The organism is Rhizobium sp. 2YAF20 (assembly GCF_052114685.1).
Lineage (GTDB): Bacteria > Pseudomonadota > Alphaproteobacteria > Rhizobiales > Rhizobiaceae > Rhizobium.
The window spans coordinates 35,282-56,767 of sequence record NZ_JBFRFF010000035.1 but is presented as its reverse complement, the minus strand read 5'-3'; the positions used below and the strand labels follow the sequence as shown (position 1 = coordinate 56,767).

Here is a 21,486-nt window from a genome sequence, read left to right as displayed (position 1 = left end):
TTTTCAGCAATGCCGCTAAAGGCAAGCCCTTCGACGTGAGGCATCATTGTCTTCACCCTTGACTTCCCGGCCTGATCGTCCGACTTCAATCGTCATCGGACAAGGAGCCAGACCATGCGCGAGCCGGCTGAGGCAAATCAGGCGAAAACCACCATCGACCAAAGCGAAGTGGATCGCTTTTCCGCAATGGCGGCCGAGTGGTGGAGCCCGACCGGCAAGTTCAAGCCTCTTCACAAGTTCAATCCGGTGCGCCTTGCCTATATTCGTGACCGCGTCGCCGAGAATTTCGACCGCGATCCGAAGGCCGCGAGACCGCTGGCGGGTCTTCGGGTGCTCGACATTGGCTGCGGCGGCGGCCTGCTGTCGGAGCCGGTTGCCCGGATGGGAGCCGATGTCGTCGGCGCCGACCCGTCCGATAAGAACATCAGCATCGCCTCGACCCACGCCAAGGCCTCCGGGGTCGCGGTCGATTATCGCGCCGTCACCGCCGAGCAGCTTGCCGAAGCCGGCGAAACCTTCGACATCGTCCTCAACATGGAAGTCGTCGAACATGTGGCCGACGTCGAGTTCTTCCTGACGACCTGTGCTCGAATGGTACGCCCGGGCGGCCTGATGTTCGTTGCCACCATCAACCGCACGATGAAGGCAGCAGCGCTTGCCATCTTTGCGGCCGAAAACGTCCTGCGCTGGCTGCCGCGCGGAACACATCAGTTCGAAAAGCTGGTGCGTCCCGACGAGATCGAGACGCCGCTGGTGGCCCAAGGCATGGAGATCGTCACCCGCACCGGCGTCTTCTTCAACCCGCTGCTGAACCAATGGAACCTGTCCAAGGACATGGACGTGAATTACATGATGGTGGCCAAGCGGGCGGCCTCACCGGCCTGAGGGAAATCCGGGCTTTCGGAAGATATTAGTTCACATCGTCCGGCAGCGTCGGGATGGCTGCGATTTCGATACCCTCGTCCATCAATGCGCGGGCTTCTCCAGGCGTTGCCTGGCCGATGATCCCGCGGGCATCTGCCTCGCCATAGTGAATCTTGCGGGCCTCTTCGGGGAATTTCGTGCCGACATCCTCGGCATTCGCCTTGATGGCAGCCACCGCTTCCTTGAATTTTGCGATCGCTTCCTTCTGCGCTGCGTCCATGGCGAGCGTCTGTAGCTCCTGCTTCTTGCGGGCCGTCGAGACGGAAGGAGCCATCAACATCTTGGAGACGGCCAACGAGCCGCAGACGGGGCAGGTCAGGAATCCGCTTTCGACCTGCCGGGTGAAGTCGGCGCTTTCGGAAAACCAGCCCTCGAACTCATGGGCATTGTCACAGGTCAATGCGTAACGGATCACGCGGCAACGCCTCCAGACGCGGGCGCCGCGATCTTCTCCAGCGAGAATTCGCGGGCATTCTTGAGATTGGGGATCTTGTCGTGGGCAGCCTTCACTTGAGCAACGTCGATCTCGGCGACGACGACGGCTTCGCCGGTACCGCCGGCCGATGCCAGCACCTTGCCCCAGGGATCGATGATCATCGAGTGGCCGAAGGTCTCGCGTCCGTCCTGGTGCAGGCCGGCTTGCGCTGCCGCGATGACGAACATACCGTTTTCAATGGCACGCGCCCTCAGAAGAATTTCCCAGTGCGCCTCGCCGGTCTGCTTTGTAAAGGCGGCCGGAACGGTCATCACCTCGGCCCCGGCAACGGCCTGGGTCCGGAACAACTGCGGAAACCGCACATCGTAGCAAATCGAAAATCCGAGTTCGGCAAAGGGCAGAGACGCAATACGGGCCTCCGCACCCGGGCGGTAGACGGCACTCTCGCGCCAGCTCTCGCCATTGTCGAGATCGACGTCGAACATGTGGATCTTGTCGTAGCGGTTTATGAGCACGCCGTCCGGCCCGAACAGGAAACCGCGATTGGCAATTTTGCCGTCGTCAAGCGCAATTGCCGTCGAGCCGATGTGGAGGAAGATGCCGAGCTCCGCTGCAAGGCTCGCGGCGGTTCTGACGATGATATCGTCGCTTTCGTCCCGCAGCACGGCGCGCAAACCGGCACGATCCCTCTGCACTGCGCCCGTCATCTCGGGCGTCTGGACGTAGATCGCGCCAAGACCTGCGGCCTCGCTCACGAGGCGCGCCATATCGGCCGCGTTCTTTTCAGGATCAACGCCGGAGCACATCTGGATGGCAGCTGCCTTGAAGGTCATGGTCTATCCTCAGTTCGAAAGCATCGGGTCGAGCCTGCCTGCGCGATCGAGCGCGTGCAGATCGTCGCATCCGCCGACATGGACTTCATTGATAAAGATCTGCGGAAAGGTCGCCCCGCCATTGGACTTGGCGATCATCTCCTGGCGCATGTCGGGAGAATAGGTCGCGTTGTGTTCGACAAAGTCAACGCCCTTTGATTGAAGAAGTGACTTTGCCCGGGCGCAATAACCGCAGAATTCACGCGTATAGATAACGACGGATGCCATGATCAACTCCGAGGAGGAAAGACGTATTTCCAGTCATATAAGCACCCCGAACGCCCTTGCAAAGGTCAAAACCGTCACATCGGCAGCAACTGCCTTCTTCAGAGTGCGGGTCGCAGCGGCGACCGTCGCACCAGTCGTCAAGACCTCGTCGACAAGGAAGATGCGTCGGCCAAAGACGTCGCTATCGCGACCGCTGGCAATCCCAAAGGCAGCCGCGCAGGAGTGCGTGACCGTGCAGCAATACAGCCAAGTTTTTCTTCTCCCGATGATAGGTCCAGTCTCCATTCAGCTTGTGATCTCTGCTCGCCCAGTAGCGGGGCGTCATTAGCGACGATAAGGTTCGGCGCTATCGAGCAATATTATGAGCGTGCCGAAAAGGAGGAAAATATCGAAGCAGGTACCGCCAGCAGTCTATCGCCAAACACCAAGACATCGTTGCCCATGTAGATCACCAAACCTAGGAAGTCCCATTTTTTGCCGGGCCCCTCTTTGAATGCGTGAAAATTCTTGAAGTCGCTTTCAGTGACCGATGAAGACGCCTTCATTTCGAAGCCGACCAACAAATCCCCAGTTTCGGCAAGGATGTCGATTTCTTTTCCGTTCCGATCCCGCCAGTGGAATAGCCGCCATTCATTGCGCTGTAGAGGAATCGATTTCAGGAGTTCGGTATAAATATAAGTCTCGAAGAGTGAGCCAAGGGGCGTCTGGTCCTTTCCCAAACTGAAGTCATCCGAAGTTAGTCCGCGTAACGCCGCGGCAATTCCAGTGTCAATGACGTGGGATTTAGGATGTCTGACGTCACGGCCTATTTCCCCTGACGTCCAAGCGGGCAGCCTTGTGACAAGCGAGAGACGCTCAAGAATATCGAAATAATCGCTTGCTGTCTGGCGCTGTATCCCCAATCTCTCCCCGAGTTCGACAAGGTTAATCTCGCTGCCGGTTCGAATGGCGACCTGATCTATCAGTCGTCGCATCGTATCCGGCCTTCTGACCTTCATTACGTCCGCGACATCCCTATCCACGATCGTGTCGATGTATTCCCGATACCGGCGCTGTCGAGACCGCTCTGGCAACGGTCTTATCTCAGGGTATCCGCCGCGAATTATGCGGTCGATGCTCTCCGCTCTGATCATCGGTCGGCAATTAGGAAGGGATGCTCGCCCGCCGTCCTTTACCCAATCAAGCAAAAGACAGGGTCCGGCGCTGTCGATTTCAGCAGAACTCAAGGGAAGCAATTTCAGTGTTTGTACTCTACCAGCAAGCGAGTCCATTATCTCCGCCGAAACAAACACATTCGATGATCCGGTTAGAAGGAATTGCCCCATCTTTCGGTTGCTATCGACGATGCGTTTGATCGTCAGCGCGATTTTCTTGGATCGTTGAACTTCGTCGATTACTATCGGCTCGCCATTTGCCGCCGCCACTAAAGTTTCGAGATGACCCTGCGGGTCGGACTCGACTGCCGCGAGGACATTTTCATCGTCGAACGAGACGAAGTGGCCATGGCCCAGCATTTCTCGAACCAACGTGGTCTTTCCGGTTTGTCGTGGGCCAATCAGATTGACAATACGAGCGCTAAGGAGCGCTTCATCAAGCTCCGGTTTCATATGCCGCTGATATAGCTCCTTCGCCATCACAAAGTTCTCTAATTAATCGTTGTTTATGCGTACCTTACGACAATAATCGAGTCAATGAAAATGCAGCGGAATGTATGTTACGATGTCAGCGGAATGTATGTTACACGTTAAGCGGAATGTATGTTACATGCTCAGCGGAATGCATGTTGCATTCGGCACAAAGGCTTCTGTGCGAGCCCACCGAAACTCCGCAACCGGCACAGGTCGACAGATAGAGCAGGTCGGCGAGCAGCGTGAAGGGACGAAGACCCGTCTGCCACGAGGACCGCAGAAGGACATCGTGATTTCGCTTTTGATAACCCCCATATGCTTGACAATATCTGCTTCCTGGCGCCATTGCGACGGGAAAAGCAGGCTGCAAGGACGGCAGGAAACTCGAGGAATGATGATCGCATGGACATTGTATTCGATCAGAAGCTGATAGCTGGAAACCGCCGCAGGGCCTTGCGTCAAGGCGACCCGAACTCAGCTTTTCTCCTTGATATTGCCGCGCGCGAAATGGCCGACCGTCTCTCCGTCGTCGAACGCAGATTTGAGGAGGCCGTCGAGCTCCACGGAGCAACCGGTAGCGCTGCACACCAGGCAATGGCGACCGGAAAGATCGGTCACCTGACCCGCATCGAGATCGACCAGGCCTTTGCCGGACCCGGCGAGACGGTGGTCGAGGCCGAACCCGAGAAGTTGCCGCTCGCCCCTGCCTCCGTCAATCTCGTGCTTTCGCCGCTCAACCTGCACCTGACCAACGACACACCGGGTGTCTTCATCCAGGTGCGCCGAGCGCTTGCACCGGACGGCCTCTTCCTCGCAGCCATCCCAGGCAGCGGTACGTTGCAGGAACTGCGCGAGGTGCTGCTTGCGACCGAAGCGGAAATGACCGGTGGGGCAAGCCCGCGCGTCATACCTTTCCCCGATGTCCGCGACGTCGGCGGCCTGCTGCAGCGGGCGGGCTTCGCACTGCCGGTCATCGATGCCGAGAGCTACACGGTTCGCTACGCCTCGTTGTTTCCGTTGATGAAGGATCTGCGCGCCATGGGCATGGCCAACCCGCTGATCCACCGCAGCCGCAAGCCGCTGACGAGAGCTTTTTTCCTAAGAGCGGCGGAAATCTATGCCGAGCGCTATTGCGATCCGGACGGGCGCATCAGGGCGACCTTCTCGATCATCTACGCTTCCGGCTGGGCGCCACATGACAGCCAGCAGAAGCCACTGAAGCCGGGCTCGGCAAAGGCACGCCTTGCCGACGCCTTGAAGGTCGACGAGCATAAGTTGAAGCAATAGGATAATACCAGGCGGAATTCGCGACGCGGATTCCGGTCTGGAATTGTGTAAAAAGCAAACCAGGGGAGAGTGCGGCCAGAGGCTCGCGCCAACCTTAATCCGTGGCGATCTTGTTTGCGACAATATTGAAGATGCGGCTGATGTTGTCGCCGTAAGCCCCGACGGCGCCCATCATTGCTACCGAGATCAAGGCAGCAATTAGACCATATTCAACGGCGGTGGCGCCGTCCTCACTGCCAAAAAGTCGCCTCAACGTCTTCATTTTGATCAGGCCCCGATTTCCCCACGAACCAGCGAACCTGATGCCCCCGGCATCTGATCAGCGGCAAATAATCAACAGCCGCCGTCGGCGCCGTATCCCTGAACGACGCAGACCGAACCCGGCTCCTGCTGCAGCACGCTGCGGCGGATCGTATAGCGCTTGCCGTTTTCGGAAGTTGGAATGGAGCCTGTGGTGATGTTGTCGAAATCTGGCGCGCTCGCAAGCACACTCGACTTGGACTTGTCGGCCAACATCGGCGTCAGGATAAGCGAAAGCGCCACCGCTGCCGTTCCAAACAGCAGGGCAATATTCAGCGCACCCGTCCTACGCGATTTAAAGGAAGTCTGTTCTTTCTCGCGAACAGCCTTCCAGAAATCGTCATCCATCATGTCAAGCCTCTTTACACACACACCAACCGCTTGATTGAGTACGATCTTTGCCAGAAGGTCTTAAACGATCCATTAACATCCACAGGCAAATCGCCGGCGATGGATCAGATCCAGCACAAATCGGGATCGGCGGTCGGCCTCGTTCAGAGCAGATCCTGAAGGAAGGGAATGAGCGGCTCGTCGGCCGGTGGCATTGGGTAATCCCGAAGCGCCTGGGGCCGGACCCATTTTATCGCCTGCCCTTCCTGTCCCGTGGGGATGCCTTCATAACGCCTGCAGACGTAAAGAGGCATCAGCAGATGGAAGGTTTCATACGTATGGCTGGCGAAGGTGAGCGGCGCCAGGCAGGCAATCTTCGTGGTGATGCCAAGTTCCTCGTCCAGTTCGCGCACCAATGTTTCTTCCGGCGTCTCGCCAGGATCGACCTTGCCACCGGGAAATTCCCAAAGCCCAGCCAGCGATTTACCCTCGGGGCGTTGCGCGAGCAGGATCCGGCCATCGACGTCGATCAGCGCACAGGCAGCCACGAGCAGGATACTGCGGGGCGCCGCCGTCATGCGCCGTGCTCCGGCCGCCAATATTGATAGCGATAGGCCTCGCGGAAACCGAAGCGGTCATAAAGCGCCAGCGCAGGCGCATTCGAAGCCTCCACCTGCAACCAGGCGGTCTTTGCGCTGCGCATGCGCGCCCAACGGAGCGCCGAGGTCAATATCTCGACACCGAAACCTCTGCGACGAAATTCGCGCGCAACGGAAAGTGAAAGGATGCCTGCAAGATCGTTGTCGTGAACACAAAGCGTCGTCGCAACCGGCCCGGCATCGTGATCCTCGATGACGAAAAGGCCTGAGGGCGGCTTGATGCCGCTGACTACCTCGGCAAGCGCTGGTTTCAGGATGGGATCGGCTTGATCGACCCACAGATTGGCATCAACGTAGCGGCCGACATCATGGCTCGGCAGGTGATCGAGCGTATCGGGCAGTTCGATATGGGCAATATCGCAGACCATGACCATCGTCTCGCCGAAGCACCGCCAGTTTTGCTGGCGCAGAAGCGCCATCAGGATGGGCGGCGCCAAAGGTGTTTCGCGCACGACCATCGGTCGTCCGTAAGCCTCGAACTTGCGCTGCGCCTTCTCAAGCCGGATTTCGACATCCCGGTGGTCGGCCGGATCGAGCGGAACGATGGAGTTCAGCCGCTTCGAAGGATGGCCTGCCGTCAGCCTGACCTGCCAGCTGCCGTCATATTGCACTGACGATGCCGGCCACGCCCGAAAGCCGACGGCCTCGAGCCGGCGCACCAGCGGCAGGTTGTTCATTCTGGAATGGGCAGGCATCAAAGGCAATCAGCTCCGGTAGTCGCCATTGATGGCAACATATTCCTTCGTAAGGTCGCAGGTCCAGACAGTTGCCCGGCCGTTGCCGAGCCCGAGGTCGACTTTGACGGGGATATCCTGTCGCTTCATCACATTGGAGGCAGCTTCCTCCGAATAGGAAGCGTCGCGCTCGCCATTGACGGCGACCCTGATATCGCCGAACCAGATTGCAAGCCGGTCGCGATCGGCCATTTCGCCGGCCTTGCCGACGGCCATGACGATGCGGCCCCAATTGGCGTCTTCGCCAGCGGCAGCCGTCTTTACCAGCGGCGAGTTGGCAATCGACAGCGCGATCGTCTTGGCGGCAGCATCGCTCTCAGCACCGGTGACGGTGATTTCGAGCATCTTCGTCGCCCCCTCGCCGTCACGAACGACCTGGATTGCCAGATCCTTCAGCACATCGTTGAGTGCTGCACGAAATGCTGAAAGACGCGGGTCGTTCGCGTCCTCGACCCGGACCTGGCCGTCGGCACCGGCAGCGCCCGTCGCAAACAGCATCAGTGTGTCGGATGTCGAGGTGTCGCTATCGACGGTCATCGAATTGAAGGTCGGGCCGACGCCGGCAGACAGCAGCGACTGCAGGACGTCAGGGGCGATATCGGCGTCGGTGACAACGAAGGACAGCATGGTTGCCATGTCGGGGGCAATCATGCCTGCACCCTTGGCGATGCCGTTGATGGTGACAGTGACGCCGCCAATCTCCGCGCTGCGTGTTGCCACCTTCGGATAGGTATCCGTCGTCATGATCGCCTTGGCCGCCTCGAACCAGAAATCGCCGGTCGCCTCGGTATGCATGGCACCCAGCACGCCCGAAAATTTCGTCGCATCCAGCGGCTCACCGATGACGCCGGTGGAGGCGAGATAGACCTCGCGCTCGCTGCAGCCGACGGCAGAAGCTGTCGACTTTGCCGTGAGCTCCGTCGCCTGGCGACCCTTCAGGCCGGTGAAGGCGTTGGCATTGCCGGAGTTTACGACGACGGCGCGTGCGGACCCGTGGGGCAAGTTGGCGCGGCAGAAATCCACAGGCGCCGACGGACATTTTGAGCGGGTGAACACACCAGCGACGGACGCGGGCTTGTCGAATACCATCAACAGCACATCTGTCCGGTTCTTGTACTTTATCCCGGCGGACGCGGTCGCCATGCGCACGCCGCGCAAGGCAGGCATGGTGGCGAAGGTTTTGGGGGCGAGTGGAGAGACGGAACCTGACATGGCGCTACCTGATAGTGAAGGGCCCGGAAAAACCGGGCCCTGATGGATTGTCTTACTTCTGCGGCTGCGCGGCTGGATCGGGCTGCGCCCCCGGCTGCTGCTGCTTGTTGGCGTCTTCATAGCCCTTGCGCAGCGCCTCGTCGGAAATCTCGACCTTGGCAGCCTGCTTCGCAGTGGCCAGAAGCTCAAGATACTTGTCGCGCATGACCAATTGACGAACCTGGTCCTGAACCTGGTCGAGCGGCGGTGGCGGAGCGTCGCGCTTGTCCTCGACCTTGATGACGTGATAGCCGAAATCGGTCTTCACAGGCGTCTTCGAGTAGGTGCCGACCGGCATGGTGAAAGCGGCATCTTCGAATTCCTTGACCATGCGGCCCCGGGCAAAATAGCCGAGATCGCCGCCATCGGATTTGTTCGGATCGGTCGACTTTTCCTTGGCGAGTTCTGCGAAATCCTTGCCGGCGTCGAGTTCCTTGATGACTTCCTTGGCTTCGTCCTCGGTCTTTACAAGGATATGGCGCGCATGAATTTCTTCCTGCTTGGGAAGCGCTGCAACTTCCTTCTCGTAGCGTGCCTTCACTTCTTCAGGCGTGACCACGTCGACGACATGCTTCTTGAAATAGGCATTATGCAGCTCGCGGTCTTGAAGATAGCCCATGCGGGTCTTGAAATCGGACGTCTCGTTGAGCTTCTCGGCAAGCGCGTTCTTGGCAAGCAGCTTGACGTCGATGGCGGCTGACAGGGCTGCGACCTTCTTCTGGTCGTCAGGCAGCTGGGCAAGCTGAGGATCAAGGTTGGAAACAGCCAGATCAAGTTCGGACTGGTGAATTTCCAGATCGCCGACCTTGGCGACAACGGCGTCCTTCTGATCGGCAGAAAAAGCCGGGGCCTGGAAGGCGACAAAGGTTGCGAAGGCAACCGCTGCAAGTTTGTGGTAGCTCGACATGAATAAACCCTTTGGTGTTCTCGCCGGCATCAATACGCCTAAAACCGGCCGGAAAAATGTGTTCCTCATAAGAATGTGGCCTTTGTGTATCCGCCATTCCCGTTGACATCAATCGACCCCCCTCTTATCTGTCACGCAACCTCGCGTCCAGATCAGTTTCCGGGCGTTTCAAGGCAATCGGCTGATTTTTTCGGGACGGCCATTGTAGAAACGTCGGGATGTAAATTCAGAAAGGACCAGTCATATGGTCAGCTTTGGTGGAATAGCCCGAAAGTTGTTTGGCTCGGCCAACGAGCGGCGTGTCCGGGCGTTTCAGCCCAACGTCGCCGCGATCAACCCGCTCGAAGAAGGCATGCGCGCCCTCACCGACGAGCAGCTGGCCGCAAAGACGGTTGAGTTCCGCGAGCAGCTTGCCGCCGGAAAGACGCTCGACGATCTTCTGGTTCCAGCCTTTGCCGTTGTACGCGAGGCGTCGCGCCGCGTTTTGGGCATGCGACCTTTTGACGTTCAGCTGGTCGGCGGCATGATCCTGCATTCGGACGCCATCGCCGAAATGAAGACTGGCGAAGGCAAGACGCTGGTCGCAACGCTGCCGGTCTATCTGAACGCGCTTGCCGGCAAGGGCGTTCACGTCGTTACCGTCAACGACTACCTGGCACAGCGCGACTCGGCGACGATGGCACGCATCTACGGCTTCCTGGGCTTGACCACCGGCGTGATCGTCCACGGTCTTTCCGACGAGGAACGCCAGGCAGCCTATGCCTGCGACATCACCTACGCTACCAACAACGAGCTTGGTTTCGACTATCTCCGCGACAATATGAAGTATGACCGAGCGCAGATGGTGCAGCGCGGACATTACTTTGCAATCGTCGACGAAGTGGACTCGATCCTTGTCGACGAAGCCCGCACGCCGCTGATCATTTCCGGTCCGCTCGACGACCGTTCCGACCTTTACACTACCATCGACGCCTTTATTCCGTTGCTGACGGCCGAAGATTACGAGATCGACGAAAAACAGCGCTCGGCCAACTTCTCGGAAGCCGGCACTGAGAAGCTCGAAACAATCCTTCGCGACGCCGGGCTGCTCAAGGGCAATGCTCTTTATGACATCGAGAACGTCGCGATCGTCCACCACATCAACAATGCGCTGAAGGCCCACAAGCTGTTCCAGCGCGACAAGGACTATATCGTCCGCAACGACGAAGTGGTGATCATCGACGAGTTCACCGGCCGCATGATGCCGGGCCGGCGTTATTCGGACGGGCAGCACCAGGCACTCGAAGCCAAGGAAAGAGTGAAGATCCAGCCGGAAAACCAGACGCTGGCGCAGATCACTTTCCAAAATTATTTCCGCATGTACGACAAGCTCGCCGGCATGACCGGTACGGCGTCGACGGAAGCCGAAGAATTCGGCAACATCTATGGCCTTGACGTCATCGAAGTCCCGACCAACCTGCCGATCAAGCGCATCGACGAGGATGACGAGGTCTACCGGAGCTTCGAGGAGAAGTTCAAGGCGATCGTCGCCGACATTCTCGACGCACACAAGCGCGGCCAGCCGGTTCTCGTCGGCACGACGTCGATCGAGAAGTCCGAGCTGCTTGCCGAACGCATGCGCAAGGAAGGCTTCACCGACTTCCAGATCCTCAACGCCCGCTACCATGAGCAGGAAGCCTATATCGTTGCACAGGCCGGCGTGCCGGGCGGCGTGACGATCGCGACCAACATGGCCGGCCGCGGTACCGACATCCAGCTCGGCGGCAATCTTGAAATGCGCGTCGAACGCGAACTCGGCGAAGTCGAGCCAGGTCCTGAACGGGACGCGAAGATCCAGGCAATCGCCGAGGAAATCAAGGTTCTAAAGCAGAAGGCGATCGACGCCGGCGGCCTTTACGTCATTGCGACGGAGCGCCACGAAAGTCGCCGTATCGACAACCAGCTGCGCGGTCGCTCAGGCCGCCAGGGCGACCCGGGCCGCTCCAAGTTCTACCTGTCGCTCCAGGACGATCTGATGCGCATCTTCGGCTCCGACCGCATGGACGGCATGCTGCAGAAGCTGGGTCTCAAGGAAGGCGAGGCCATCGTCCATCCCTGGATCAACAAGGCGCTCGAGCGCGCGCAGAAAAAGGTCGAAGCCCGCAACTTCGACATCCGCAAGAACCTCCTGAAGTACGACGACGTCCTCAATGACCAGCGAAAGGTTATTTTCGAGCAGCGCGTCGAACTCATGGAAGCGCAGAACATCTCCGAGACCATCGCCGATATGCGCCACGACGTCATCGACGATATCGTTGTCAAGTACATTCCCGAGCGTGCCTATGCCGAGAAATGGGATGCAAGCGGCCTCAAGGCCGATATCGCCAACTTCTTCGATCTCGATCTTCCTGTTGAAGACTGGGTCAAGGAAGAAGGCATCGCCGAAGACGACATCCGCGCCCGTATCACCGAAGTTGCCGACAAGGCAGCTGGGGAGAAGGCCGAACGTTTCGGTCCCGAGATCATGCACTATGTCGAGCGCTCGGTAATCCTCCAGACGCTGGACGGTCTTTGGCGCGAGCACATCGTCAATCTCGACCACTTGCGTTCCGTCATCGGCTTCCGCGGCTACGCACAGCGCGATCCGCTGCAGGAATACAAGGCCGAAGCCTTCGAGCTTTTCCAAGCCCTTCTCAACAATCTGCGCCAGGCGGTCACGGCACAGCTGTCACGCGTCGAACTCGTCCAGCAGCCGCAGCAGCCCGAGCCGCCCGCCATGTTCGGGCACCACCTCGACGCCTCGACCGGCGAGGATGACTTTGCTCGCATCATGCCTGCAACCGATGTTGCCGTCGCGCCGGAAAGCCGCGACCCCGACAGACCCGAGACCTGGGGCCGCGTCGGGCGCAACGAGGCATGCCCTTGTGGCTCCGGCAAGAAATACAAGCATTGCCACGGCGCCTTCGAACCAGAGATCGTTTGAATATCGCCCGTCTCGATTGGAAATGCCGCCTTCTGGCGGCATTTTTATTGCCCCAACGCCTTGGCGCTGCAGGCAGAATATTTTGATATGAATTATCTCCAGCAAATTTAGCGACGCCGCATAAAAAGCCGGTCGAACAACCGTTTCTTAACCCTGACCTGCCAAGACTTGGCTGAGGCCAGGACTGCATCTAGAGTATTGCGCGTTGATTACAGCGGTCATCGAAACAGCGGAAAGAATGCTGCCTACTGGGCTGCGTGCATCGCTGTTGTCGTTCGTCAATAAGTTGTATAGTTTGCTTTCTACACGCGATGAGCAGGCGCTGGCGCAGAGGATGGCGCTGGTTGCCTTTGCCATCCGCATAGGCAGTGCAGCTCTTGCCTTCCTCTCGCAGGTGATCCTTGCGCGCATGATGGGTGGGTTCGAGTACGGCATCTTCGTTTTCGTCTGGGTTCTGATGGTGCTTTTCGGCAATTTGTCCTGTCTCGGCTTTCATACCGCGGTCATCCGCTTCCTGCCGGAATACCGCGCGGCAGGCGTCAACGATCTGGTTCGCGGCCTGACGAGTACTGCCCGGCGCTTTGCGCTGGCTTCCGCCGGAGGCCTTGCGATTGTCGGGTTCGCCGCACTCTATTTCTTTGGCGGCATCATCGAAAACTTCTATGTGGTGCCGATCTTCATCGGCCTTTTCCTCATGCCCCTGATTGCTCTGGGTGACGTGCTCGATGGCACGGCGCGCGCCAACCACTGGCCGGTCATGGCATTGAGCCCGACCTTTCTCATCCGCCCGACGTTGATCCTCGCATTCATGCTGGCGGCCGTCACTGCCGGAGCACCCCATACCGCAATTACGGCGATTGGCGCAGCACTCGCCGCGACGTTTGTGACCACCGCTGCACAATATCTCGCCGTCACCGCACGCATGCGCACCCATTATGCGACCGGTCCGCGCACGATCGCGTTCTCGACCTGGTTCGCGGTTGCCTTCCCGATTTTCCTGATCGAAGGCGTCGGATACCTTCTGACAAACTCCGATGTGATCGTGGTCGGCATCTGTTTGCCGCCGGAGAAGGTTGCCATCTACTTTGCAGCCGCCAAGACCATGGCACTCGTGCATTTCGTCTATTTCTCGGTAAAGGCTGCGGCGGGTCCACGCTTTTCAACCATCATCGCCGAAGGTGACCGGACAAAACTTGCCGCCTTTGCAGCCGAGGCCGCCCGTTGGACGTTCTGGCCGGCCTTGGCCGTCGGCCTTGCCGTTCTCGCCGCCGGTCAGTTTCTGCTCTCTCTCTTTGGCGCAGCCTTCGCTGCGGGCCACATCGTCATGGCCATACTCTTGGGCGGCATTCTCACCAAGGCGGTGGTCGGTCCGGGGGAAATGCTTCTGATGATGTCGGGGCATCAAAAGCTCTGTGCCTGCCTTTATGCCGTGACGCTTGCAACGGGTATCGGTCTCAACGTGACGCTCATTCCGTATTTCGATATCGAGGGAGCGGCAATCGCCACCGCCGGCGCCATGGCCTTGGAAGCGCTGCTGCTGCACCTTGCGGTGCGACGGACGCTTGGGATCGTCCTGTTCGTCTTCGCTCGTCCATCGCTCATCGCCACGACCACTGAGGCTCGCAAGCAATGACGCGCCCTCCGTTCAGCGAAAGTACCAACAGCAAATCAAACCCGATGATGCACGAGCTTGCAGCGTTGCATTTCGAAACCCCGCGAGCCGAAACCCGCATCGAAGTCGGACGCCCTGGCCGCGAGCTGTGCCTCTATCCCTCAAGGCTCGGCTACGAGTTGCAGGAGGAGCTCGATTTTCTCTCCAATCGCGCCATGGAGCCGAACGTCTTCTTCTCCGGCGGCATGCTGGCTCCGGCCATGCCGCGGCTGGACGAACGCCAGATACGACTTGCGCTCATCCGCGACAACAAGGACAAGCGCAGCCGGATGCGGTTGCTGATGCCGCTCTCGATCGAAAAGCCTGGCTTTGCCGTCGGCCCCTCGATCATCCGTGTCTGGTCGAACACCTTCGGCCCACTCGGCACACCGCTCGTCGACGTCGAAGATGCGGCCGAAACGCTCGACAACCTCCTGGAGGCCCTGGCCAAGGCGGACGCTCGACTGCCGACGACGCTGGTGCTGCCCGACGTCAGGCTGAATGGCCGCTTCGTGCAGATGGCCAAGGTCGTCGCCATCGGCCGCAACCTGCCTGTGACCGTCGCCAATCCCTATCAGCGCCCGATGTTGCAGAGCACCGAGGATGCGCCGGTTTATCTCCAAAACGCCGTAGCACCATCGCATCTTCGAGAAATGCGCCGCCAGCGCCGGCTTTTGGACGAGCAGGGCGAGGTGACCTACAACGTCGCCCGACAGCCTGCCGATATCCATCGCCGGATGGAAGAGTTCCTTTCGCTGGAATCGAGCGGCTGGAAAGGCAAGAAGCGCTCCGCCCTGCTGCTTGATCGGCACCACGCGGCTTTCGCGCGGGAGGCGATCTCCAACCTTTCCGCCGTCGACGCCGTCCGCATCCACACCCTCGATCTCAACGGCAAGGCAATGGCCTCGATGATCGTTCTGATGATGGGTGGCGAGGCTTATACCTGGAAGACCACCTTCGACGAGGATTATTCCCGCTGTTCGCCCGGCAAGCTGTTGCTCGGCGAGTTGACCCAATGGCATCTCGATGATGCCAACATCGTGCGCTCCGATTCCTGCGCCGTTCCCGACCATCCGATCATGAGCCGCTTCTGGAAGGAGCGCGAGGACATGGGGACGTTGATCATCGGGCTGACGCAGAACAGCGACCGCGATGTCCGCCAGGCCGCCACCCAGCTGCATATGTACCGAAACACCCGGAATGTCGCAAAGAGGCTGCGCGAAAAAATACTGTCGCTTACCGGCCGCTAGTCGGTGAGACCTCCGCAGCGGCCCGATCCCGCAGCAGGCGGCGGATGACCTTTCCCGACGTCGTCAAAGGCAAGCCCTCGACAAATTCGATCTCGCGCGGATATTCGTGCATTGAAAGCCGCGTCTTGACCCAGTCGCGGATCTCCGCGGCAAGCGCTTCGCTCGGCTCCCGGCCGGGAACGAGCACCACATAGGCCTTGACGATCTCGGTGCGCACGGGATCGGGCTTGCCAACGGCGGCGGCGAGTTGCACCGCGGGATGGCCGATCAGGCAGTCTTCGATTTCACTCGGCCCGATGCGATAGCCGGAAGAGGTGATGACATCGTCGTCGCGGCCGACGAAGGTGACATATCCATCGGCATCCTGCCAGCCAAGGTCGCCGGTCAGAAGCCAGTCGTCGACAAATTTGGCGGCGGTCGCCTCTATATCCTGCCAATAACCGAGAAACATCACCGGGTCCGGACGTCGAATTGCGATCTGGCCTGTCTCGCCGGCCGCCAATTCGCGGCCTGTCTCAGCGACGATGGCAACACGGTGCCCGGGAACCGGCTTTCCCGTCGCCCCAGCGCGACTGACGCCGAAAGCGGCGCTGGAGGAAAGCACGAAATTGCATTCCGTCTGGCCGTAGAATTCATTGACAGTGACCCCAAGCGTCGCGCGGGTCCATTCGAATGTCTCGCGGCCGAGCATTTCGCCGGCCGAGCCGATGGTGCGCAATTGGAGGTCATATCGCGCCTGCGAGTTGTCGACCGACTTCAGCAATCTGAGTGCCGTCGGCGGAATGAAGGCGTTGCGCACCTTCATCTCGGACATGATGCGGTATGCCATGTGCCCATCGAACTTTTGTGCCGGCGACGACACGACGGGGACGCCAAGAAAAAGGCTTGGTAGCAACGCATTGAGCAGCCCGCCCGCCCAGGCCCAATCGGACGGCGTCCAGACCCTGTCGCCAGGTTGCGGAAAGCGCTCATGGGCAAACTGCATGCCGGGAATATGGCCCAGCAGCACACGGTGACCATGCAGTGCGCCCTTGGGCGGACCGGTGGTTCCGGAGGTGAAGATCATCAGCGCCGGGTCATCGGGGCCTGTCCTTACGACTGGAAACACGGCAGACTGGGCTGCAACGAGCGCTGCGAAATCCTCGACACCAGCCTCAGCGCCGTCGATGCTGATCACATGAACAAGATCTGGCAAACTATCGCGGATGGGTCGCAGCCGTTCGAGACCGAAGGCATTGGTGACGATGGCGGCGGCACCGGCCACCTTCAACCGATATTCCAACGCCTCGATCCCGAACAGCAGCGCCAACGGCAGGGCGATCGCGCCCATCTTGTAGATTGCCACATGGGCGACGACCGTCTCGAAACATTGCGGTAGGAGCAGCGCGACGCGGTCACCGGATTTGACGCCAAGGGTGGTTAGCGCATTGGCGAAGGCTGCCGAATGTCTCGCAAGTTCGCCATAGGTCAAACTGGCATGATTGCCTTGCGGACTGAAATGCTCAAGGCATATCCGCTCCGGCTCCCGCTCCGCCCAGGCGTCGCTGACCGAATGCCCGATGTTGAACCATTGCGGCATCTGCCAGGAGAAATCACGATAAAGCGCGTTATAGTCCTCGCTAAGGGAAAGTTTCATGCTGACAGTCCGTTCGATGCTGCACTGCAGCTAATACTCTGTGAGCAATAACGCAAAATGTTTTTGCCCATCAGCCTCCATCCACGGCTCAAATTGTTAGTTCCTCTTCAAAGCCTATCACGAATTATTGAGCTAATCGTCGAGGCAGAACTGATCTAGCTTTACGATACGATGGCAGGCCCTACCTTCCCCCGGCGGTGGCGCGCATCGCATCGGTTCGACAACAGGACGGAGAATCTCGATGGAATACGTAAAATTCGGCTCGACCGGTCTCGAAGTGTCGCGCATCTGCCTCGGCTGCATGACCTATGGCACTGCTGATCGCGGCAATCACGCCTGGACGCTGGACGAGCAAGCAAGCCGCCCGCTGATCAGGCAGGCTATCGAGCTCGGGATCAACTTTCTCGATACCGCAAACACCTATTCGGACGGCTCCTCGGAGGAGATCATCGGTCGCGCTATCAAGGATTTCGCCCGCCGTGAGGACATCGTTCTGGCAACGAAGGTCTTCAATCGCATGCGCCCCGGCCCGAACGGCGCCGGCCTGTCGCGCAAGGCGATCTTCGACGAGATCGACAATAGCCTGAGAAGGCTCGGCACCGATTATGTCGATCTCTACCAGATACACAGATATGATCACACGACGCCGATCGAGGAAACGCTCGAGGCATTGCACGACGTCGTCAAGGCGGGCAAGGCGCGCTATATCGGCGCGTCCTCGATGTATGCCTGGCAGTTTGCCAAGGCTGTTTACATTTCCCGCCTCAACGGGTGGACGCAGTTCGCCAGCATGCAGAACCATGTCAACCTGCTCTACCGCGAAGAGGAACGTGAAATGCTTCCCTTCTGCGAGGACCAGAAGATCGCCGTCATCCCCTGGAGCCCGCTGGCGCGCGGTCGCCTGACCCGCGACTGGAACGAAAGCACCTCGCGCCAGGAGACGGACCAGTTCGGCAAGACGCTCTATACTCAGGCGATCGATTCAGATCACAAGATCATCGATGCCGTTGGTGCGCTGGCGGCTGTCCATGGCGTTCCACGCGCCCAGATCGCCACCGCGTGGATACTGCAAAAGAGCGCCGTCACGGCGCCGATCATCGGCGCCTCGAAGCCGCATCATCTGACGGACGCGGTAGCCGCCCTTTCGGTCAAACTGAAGCCGGAGGAAATCACAACGCTGGAGGAACCCTACGTGCCGCGCACGGTGGCCGGCTTCAAGTAAGCACATTCTGCTCGAGGCTGAGCGGGCAAGCGTCGATTTTCACGCGCCGGTCATGAGCCGACGGTAACACTGATCAAAGCATTCGAGGATGCGCCGATGATGACTGTCCCCTTCGAGGCTCGCCGGTTTCAGTCGACTGCGGCTTTCTATCTCCGCTTCCGGGTTCCCTACCCTTCTGAACTTGTCGCCCGGGTGGCGGAACGTTCCGGCATGCGGCCCGGCGACCACGTCCTCGATCTCGGCTGCGGACCGGGCCAGCTCGGCATCGCCTTTGCAAAGCTGGGCGCCGAAGTGACCGCCATGGATCCCGAACCCGAAATGCTTGCGGCTGCAGGAGCTGGCGCCCGCGACGCCGGCATCGTCCTCCGCCTTCGCCACGGCTCCTCCTATGATCTCGGCCCGGATATCGGGAAAATTCATCTCGTCGCGATGGGCCGCTCGTTTCATTGGATGGACCGTCCGGCAACGCTTGCGGCACTCGATGGCCTGGTGGAGCCTGGAGGCGCGGTAGCACTGTTCCACGATCGCCACATTTCGACGACGCCGGACTGGCGTGGCATCGTCGAACGACTTGGCGAAACCTTTTCGCCGGAGCGCAGCGCTGATCGCCGGAAACGCAAGAGCAAGGAGTGGGAACCGCACGAGATCGTTCTTCTGCGTTCGCCATTTTCCAAACTGGAACGCATCGGCATCGTCTTCGAACGCACGCTTGAAATCGACGACATCATCGGCCGCGCCTTCTCGATGTCGGTGACCTCGAAACAGGCGCTCGGTGACAAGGTAGATGAATTCGAAGCAGCTTTGCGCCGCGAACTGAGTGAGGCAGCACCCGACGGCCGCTTTGCGGAAATCGTCGAGGCAAGTGGGCTTCTGGCTTTCCGGCGATAGCAATCAATTCACGAAAACAATGATTTAAGCCTTGCCGGCGGCGTCATCCGAATCTGGGGAAAGCTCCGCCTGCGTGGCTGCAAGCAATTCGTCCGCCAGATGAGGATTGTCCATCGCTCGGGCCAGAATGACGGCGCCCATCATCGACGACAGGCTGGCAAGCGCCTTGCGTCGGCGTTCTTCCGGCGTATCTCCTGGCGTTACCTGTTCAAGGATCGTTGCCAGATCCATCAGCCCGCCGGTGAAGGTGGATTGCATGGCGGGGCCATGGCGGCTGACTTCCTGCGTGAGCGACGCAAAGACGCAATCGCTGCTTTCAAGATTGCGGCGCGAGAGGTAGTGCCGAAGTAGGGCATCCAGCGGCTCTTCCGGCGCATTGTCGATGACCGCCTGCCAGCGCTCCTTGGTCTTTGCCACCAGCGCCTTGCTCGCCTCGCGGGCAAGATCGTCCTTTGAAGAGAAATGACCGTAAAAGCCGCCATGGGTGAGACCTGCCGCCTTCATGATCTCGGCAACGCCGATGCCGTCAAAGCCCTTTGCGCGAAAAAGCTCGCCCGCGACCTGCAATATCCTCTCGCGGTTTTCAGCGAATTTCTCGCGGCTCACCCTCATCAAGATTTCTCCGAATTGACGCTTGACAATTTATATGACAGCCATCATCAATAAGCAACAAATATGATGACCATCATCTAAATTCTCCATCGACGGAAAAGCGCTATGCGATTGAAGCGACCCGAGCGACATGTCTGTCTTAACCGTCTGAAGATAGCCAGTGCTGTTCCGCTCGGCTTGACCCATGATATGCTGACGAAATCTTCGCTCAAGAATAGCCTAGCCGGTGGAAAATTCGCCTCTGTCGACCGCCTGACCCACCCAGTCCGCTGATCTCAACCCTCACTGGAACACGCCCCATGGTCTCCACCGCCCTCGCCTCGACCCTTGCCCGGCGCAACATCCATTATGGATGGGTCGTCGTCGCCGCGACTTTCCTCACCATGCTGGTCACCGCCGGCGCCATGGGCGCTCCTGGCGTCCTCATCAAGCCGCTCGAGGATGAATTCGGCTGGAGCACATCGTCGATTTCGTCGGCGCTTGCCATCCGCCTGGTGCTGTTCGGCCTGATGGGTCCCTTTGCCGCAGCCTTCATGAACCGCTTTGGCCTGCGCCCCGTCATCTTCTTTGCGCTGACCACCATCGGCCTCGGCTTCATCGGCTCCCTGTTCATGACGCAGCTTTGGCAATTGCTGCTGCTTTGGGGCGTCGTTGTCGGCTTTGGCACCGGCTTGACCGCGATGGTGCTTGCTGCCACCGTTTCGACGCGCTGGTTCAACAAGCAGCGCGGCCTCGTCATCGGTATGCTCTCGGCCAGTTCGGCCACCGGCCAGCTTGTCTTCCTGCCATTGATGGCAGAACTGACCACACGCTATGGCTGGCGCGCAACCATTATCTTTGTCTGCGGTCTGCTGATGCTCGCAGCGCTCATCGTCCTTTGCCTAATGCGTGACCGCCCGGCCGACGTCAATCTGCCGATCTATGGCGAAACGACGATCACGCCGGCGCCACAGGCCGGCGTCGGCCTGCTGACGCTTCTGACCTCGCCGCTGATAACGCTTAAGGAAATCTCCAAGACCTCGACCTTCTGGATCCTATTTGCCACCTTCTTCATCTGCGGGCTCAGCACCAACGGGTTGATCCAGACCCATTTCGTCACGCTCTGTGGCGACTACGGCATTGTGCCGGTCGCTGCCGCCAGCGTGCTCGCCGTCATGGGCATTTTCGACTTCTTCGGCACGATCGGGTCCGGCTGGCTTTCCGACCGCTTCGACAATCGCTGGCTGCTGTTCTGGTATTACGGGCTTCGCGGTCTGTCGCTGCTGTTCCTGCCCTTCAGCCACTTCTCCTTCTACGGCCTGTCGATCTTTGCGGTCTTCTACGGCCTAGACTGGATCGCCACTGTGCCCCCGACCGTGAAGATTGCCGCCGATCGCTTCGGCCCGGAGAAGGCAGGCCTCGTCTTCGGCTGGATCTTCGCCGGCCATCAGTTGGGCGCTGCAACGGCGGCATTTGGAGCAGGCCTATCGCGCACCGAACTGCAGAGTTATCTGCCCGCCTTCTTCGTCGCCGGCGCCTTTTGCATGCTCGCCTCGATCCTTGCGATCACACTCAAGAAATCCGGCCTGACCAACAAGGGCCCGGCTGTCGCCCACTAGCTGCAACCATCAAATCGCCCGTGGTCGACAAGACCGCGGGCTCGGCCTCAACTATCCGAAAACGCACGTAATAAGTCGCCGGCCCGCCTTGCGCGGGCGCCCGGTCGCATG

The 21,486-nt window shown here is 59.4% G+C and carries 19 protein-coding genes and 2 pseudogenes; 8 read left to right on the top strand and 13 right to left on the bottom strand.

Annotated elements, in window-relative coordinates; translation table 11 throughout:
- Positions 1 to 114 precede the first annotated feature (114 nt).
- Entirely contained in the window at positions 115 to 885 is a 771-nt protein-coding gene (ubiG, locus tag AB4Z52_RS28200; RefSeq protein ID WP_442221186.1) for a bifunctional 2-polyprenyl-6-hydroxyphenol methylase/3-demethylubiquinol 3-O-methyltransferase UbiG, read from the top strand.
- A 25-nt stretch (positions 886 to 910) separates the two neighbouring features.
- Here the strand turns inward: ubiG and AB4Z52_RS28195 are convergent, their stop codons facing one another.
- The 5 genes and pseudogenes from AB4Z52_RS28195 to AB4Z52_RS28175 form a co-directional block, all read right to left on the bottom strand.
- The gene (locus AB4Z52_RS28195) at positions 911 to 1,339 is read right to left on the bottom strand and encodes a DUF1178 family protein (RefSeq protein ID WP_442221185.1); all 429 of its coding nucleotides are present in this window, start codon (positions 1,337 to 1,339) and stop codon (positions 911 to 913) included.
- A complete protein-coding gene (locus AB4Z52_RS28190; protein WP_442221184.1) occupies positions 1,336 to 2,193 on the bottom strand; it encodes a carbon-nitrogen hydrolase family protein in 858 nt (285 codons plus the stop codon). The genes AB4Z52_RS28195 and AB4Z52_RS28190 overlap by 4 nt, the downstream gene beginning before the upstream one ends.
- Positions 2,194 to 2,202: 9 nt before the next feature.
- Positions 2,203 to 2,460, bottom strand: coding sequence for a glutaredoxin 3 (gene grxC, locus AB4Z52_RS28185; protein ID WP_442221183.1), 258 nt, complete (start codon positions 2,458 to 2,460; stop codon positions 2,203 to 2,205).
- 33 nt (positions 2,461 to 2,493) lie between these two features.
- Positions 2,494 to 2,670: pseudogene (locus AB4Z52_RS28180) on the bottom strand (ComF family protein); the annotation flags it as partial.
- A 149-nt stretch (positions 2,671 to 2,819) separates the two neighbouring features.
- A complete protein-coding gene (locus tag AB4Z52_RS28175; protein WP_442221182.1) occupies positions 2,820 to 4,094 on the bottom strand; it encodes an ATP-binding protein in 1,275 nt (424 codons plus the stop codon).
- A 396-nt stretch (positions 4,095 to 4,490) separates the two neighbouring features.
- Here AB4Z52_RS28175 and AB4Z52_RS28170 point away from each other — a divergent pair, with 396 nt between their 5' ends.
- On the top strand, positions 4,491 to 5,375 hold the full coding sequence (locus AB4Z52_RS28170; protein WP_442221181.1) for a class I SAM-dependent methyltransferase: 885 nt from the start codon (positions 4,491 to 4,493) through the stop codon (positions 5,373 to 5,375).
- 94 nt (positions 5,376 to 5,469) lie between these two features.
- On the opposite strand, the gene AB4Z52_RS28165 is transcribed toward AB4Z52_RS28170, so the two are convergent.
- The 6 genes and pseudogenes from AB4Z52_RS28165 to AB4Z52_RS28140 all read right to left on the bottom strand — a co-directional run bounded on the left by AB4Z52_RS28165 (position 5,470) and on the right by AB4Z52_RS28140 (position 9,556).
- The gene (locus AB4Z52_RS28165; protein ID WP_442221180.1) at positions 5,470 to 5,637 is read right to left on the bottom strand and encodes a Flp family type IVb pilin; all 168 of its coding nucleotides are present in this window, start codon (positions 5,635 to 5,637) and stop codon (positions 5,470 to 5,472) included.
- A 71-nt stretch (positions 5,638 to 5,708) separates the two neighbouring features.
- Entirely contained in the window at positions 5,709 to 6,023 is a 315-nt protein-coding gene (locus tag AB4Z52_RS28160; protein ID WP_442221195.1) for a hypothetical protein, read from the bottom strand.
- 146 nt (positions 6,024 to 6,169) lie between these two features.
- Positions 6,170 to 6,583, bottom strand: a complete 414-nt coding sequence (gene mutT, locus AB4Z52_RS28155) for an 8-oxo-dGTP diphosphatase MutT (protein ID WP_442221179.1) — start codon at positions 6,581 to 6,583, stop codon at positions 6,170 to 6,172.
- Positions 6,580 to 7,388: pseudogene (locus AB4Z52_RS28150) on the bottom strand (GNAT family N-acetyltransferase). Before AB4Z52_RS28150 ends, mutT begins: the two are co-directional and overlap by 4 nt.
- Complete coding sequence (gene argJ, locus AB4Z52_RS28145; protein WP_442221178.1) at positions 7,369 to 8,610, bottom strand: bifunctional glutamate N-acetyltransferase/amino-acid acetyltransferase ArgJ; 1,242 nt, start codon at positions 8,608 to 8,610, stop codon at positions 7,369 to 7,371. Before argJ ends, AB4Z52_RS28150 begins: the two are co-directional and overlap by 20 nt.
- A gap of 52 nt (positions 8,611 to 8,662) precedes the next feature.
- Positions 8,663 to 9,556, bottom strand: coding sequence for a peptidylprolyl isomerase (locus tag AB4Z52_RS28140; protein WP_442221177.1), 894 nt, complete (start codon positions 9,554 to 9,556; stop codon positions 8,663 to 8,665).
- A gap of 244 nt (positions 9,557 to 9,800) precedes the next feature.
- On the opposite strand from AB4Z52_RS28140, the gene secA reads away from it, so the two are divergent.
- The 3 genes from secA to AB4Z52_RS28125 all read left to right on the top strand — a co-directional run bounded on the left by secA (position 9,801) and on the right by AB4Z52_RS28125 (position 15,419).
- Positions 9,801 to 12,518: a preprotein translocase subunit SecA gene (gene secA / locus AB4Z52_RS28135; protein ID WP_442221176.1), complete on the top strand. Its 2,718-nt coding sequence runs from the start codon at positions 9,801 to 9,803 to the stop codon at positions 12,516 to 12,518.
- A 238-nt stretch (positions 12,519 to 12,756) separates the two neighbouring features.
- Complete coding sequence (locus AB4Z52_RS28130; RefSeq protein ID WP_442221175.1) at positions 12,757 to 14,151, top strand: lipopolysaccharide biosynthesis protein; 1,395 nt, start codon at positions 12,757 to 12,759, stop codon at positions 14,149 to 14,151.
- Positions 14,148 to 15,419 (top strand): GNAT family N-acetyltransferase, encoded by a 1,272-nt coding sequence (locus AB4Z52_RS28125; protein ID WP_442221174.1) that lies wholly within the window; start codon positions 14,148 to 14,150, stop codon positions 15,417 to 15,419. The genes AB4Z52_RS28130 and AB4Z52_RS28125 overlap by 4 nt, the downstream gene beginning before the upstream one ends.
- Here the strand turns inward: AB4Z52_RS28125 and AB4Z52_RS28120 are convergent.
- Complete coding sequence (locus AB4Z52_RS28120; protein WP_442221173.1) at positions 15,406 to 17,055, bottom strand: AMP-binding protein; 1,650 nt, start codon at positions 17,053 to 17,055, stop codon at positions 15,406 to 15,408. The two genes, AB4Z52_RS28125 and AB4Z52_RS28120, sit on opposite strands and share 14 nt — an antisense overlap.
- 241 nt (positions 17,056 to 17,296) lie before the next feature.
- On the opposite strand from AB4Z52_RS28120, the gene AB4Z52_RS28115 reads away from it, so the two are divergent.
- Positions 17,297 to 18,277: an aldo/keto reductase gene (locus tag AB4Z52_RS28115; protein WP_442221172.1), complete on the top strand. Its 981-nt coding sequence runs from the start codon at positions 17,297 to 17,299 to the stop codon at positions 18,275 to 18,277.
- A gap of 96 nt (positions 18,278 to 18,373) precedes the next feature.
- Positions 18,374 to 19,165: a class I SAM-dependent methyltransferase gene (locus AB4Z52_RS28110; protein WP_442221171.1), complete on the top strand. Its 792-nt coding sequence runs from the start codon at positions 18,374 to 18,376 to the stop codon at positions 19,163 to 19,165.
- A 24-nt stretch (positions 19,166 to 19,189) separates the two neighbouring features.
- Here the strand turns inward: AB4Z52_RS28110 and AB4Z52_RS28105 are convergent, their stop codons facing one another.
- On the bottom strand, positions 19,190 to 19,777 hold the full coding sequence (locus AB4Z52_RS28105; protein ID WP_442221170.1) for a TetR/AcrR family transcriptional regulator: 588 nt from the start codon (positions 19,775 to 19,777) through the stop codon (positions 19,190 to 19,192).
- A 299-nt stretch (positions 19,778 to 20,076) separates the two neighbouring features.
- On the opposite strand from AB4Z52_RS28105, the gene AB4Z52_RS28100 reads away from it, so the two are divergent.
- Positions 20,077 to 21,375 carry an MFS transporter gene (locus AB4Z52_RS28100; protein ID WP_442221169.1) on the top strand — a complete coding sequence of 433 codons (1,299 nt, stop codon included), beginning with the start codon at positions 20,077 to 20,079 and terminating at the stop codon, positions 21,373 to 21,375.
- The last annotated feature ends 111 nt before the right edge of the window (positions 21,376 to 21,486 follow it).

What these genes read in the sequence shown, in the direction of transcription:
- mutT (WP_442221179.1), bottom strand. Translation starts at nt 6,583, where the DNA reads ATGACGGCGGCGCCCCGCAGTATCCTGCTCGTGGCTGCCTGTGCGCTG.
- AB4Z52_RS28125 (WP_442221174.1), top strand. Translation starts at nt 14,148, where the DNA reads ATGACGCGCCCTCCGTTCAGCGAAAGTACCAACAGCAAATCAAACCCG.
- AB4Z52_RS28190 (WP_442221184.1), bottom strand. Translation starts at nt 2,193, where the DNA reads ATGACCTTCAAGGCAGCTGCCATCCAGATGTGCTCCGGCGTTGATCCT.
- AB4Z52_RS28105 (WP_442221170.1), bottom strand. Translation starts at nt 19,777, where the DNA reads ATGAGGGTGAGCCGCGAGAAATTCGCTGAAAACCGCGAGAGGATATTG.
- AB4Z52_RS28160 (WP_442221195.1), bottom strand. Translation starts at nt 6,023, where the DNA reads ATGGATGACGATTTCTGGAAGGCTGTTCGCGAGAAAGAACAGACTTCC.
- argJ (WP_442221178.1), bottom strand. Translation starts at nt 8,610, where the DNA reads ATGTCAGGTTCCGTCTCTCCACTCGCCCCCAAAACCTTCGCCACCATG.
- AB4Z52_RS28100 (WP_442221169.1), top strand. Translation starts at nt 20,077, where the DNA reads ATGGTCTCCACCGCCCTCGCCTCGACCCTTGCCCGGCGCAACATCCAT.
- AB4Z52_RS28115 (WP_442221172.1), top strand. Translation starts at nt 17,297, where the DNA reads ATGGAATACGTAAAATTCGGCTCGACCGGTCTCGAAGTGTCGCGCATC.
- ubiG (WP_442221186.1), top strand. Translation starts at nt 115, where the DNA reads ATGCGCGAGCCGGCTGAGGCAAATCAGGCGAAAACCACCATCGACCAA.
- grxC (WP_442221183.1), bottom strand. Translation starts at nt 2,460, where the DNA reads ATGGCATCCGTCGTTATCTATACGCGTGAATTCTGCGGTTATTGCGCC.
- AB4Z52_RS28140 (WP_442221177.1), bottom strand. Translation starts at nt 9,556, where the DNA reads ATGTCGAGCTACCACAAACTTGCAGCGGTTGCCTTCGCAACCTTTGTC.
- AB4Z52_RS28120 (WP_442221173.1), bottom strand. Translation starts at nt 17,055, where the DNA reads ATGAAACTTTCCCTTAGCGAGGACTATAACGCGCTTTATCGTGATTTC.
- AB4Z52_RS28165 (WP_442221180.1), bottom strand. Translation starts at nt 5,637, where the DNA reads ATGAAGACGTTGAGGCGACTTTTTGGCAGTGAGGACGGCGCCACCGCC.
- AB4Z52_RS28130 (WP_442221175.1), top strand. Translation starts at nt 12,757, where the DNA reads ATGCTGCCTACTGGGCTGCGTGCATCGCTGTTGTCGTTCGTCAATAAG.
- AB4Z52_RS28175 (WP_442221182.1), bottom strand. Translation starts at nt 4,094, where the DNA reads ATGGCGAAGGAGCTATATCAGCGGCATATGAAACCGGAGCTTGATGAA.
- AB4Z52_RS28110 (WP_442221171.1), top strand. Translation starts at nt 18,374, where the DNA reads ATGATGACTGTCCCCTTCGAGGCTCGCCGGTTTCAGTCGACTGCGGCT.
- AB4Z52_RS28170 (WP_442221181.1), top strand. Translation starts at nt 4,491, where the DNA reads ATGGACATTGTATTCGATCAGAAGCTGATAGCTGGAAACCGCCGCAGG.
- secA (WP_442221176.1), top strand. Translation starts at nt 9,801, where the DNA reads ATGGTCAGCTTTGGTGGAATAGCCCGAAAGTTGTTTGGCTCGGCCAAC.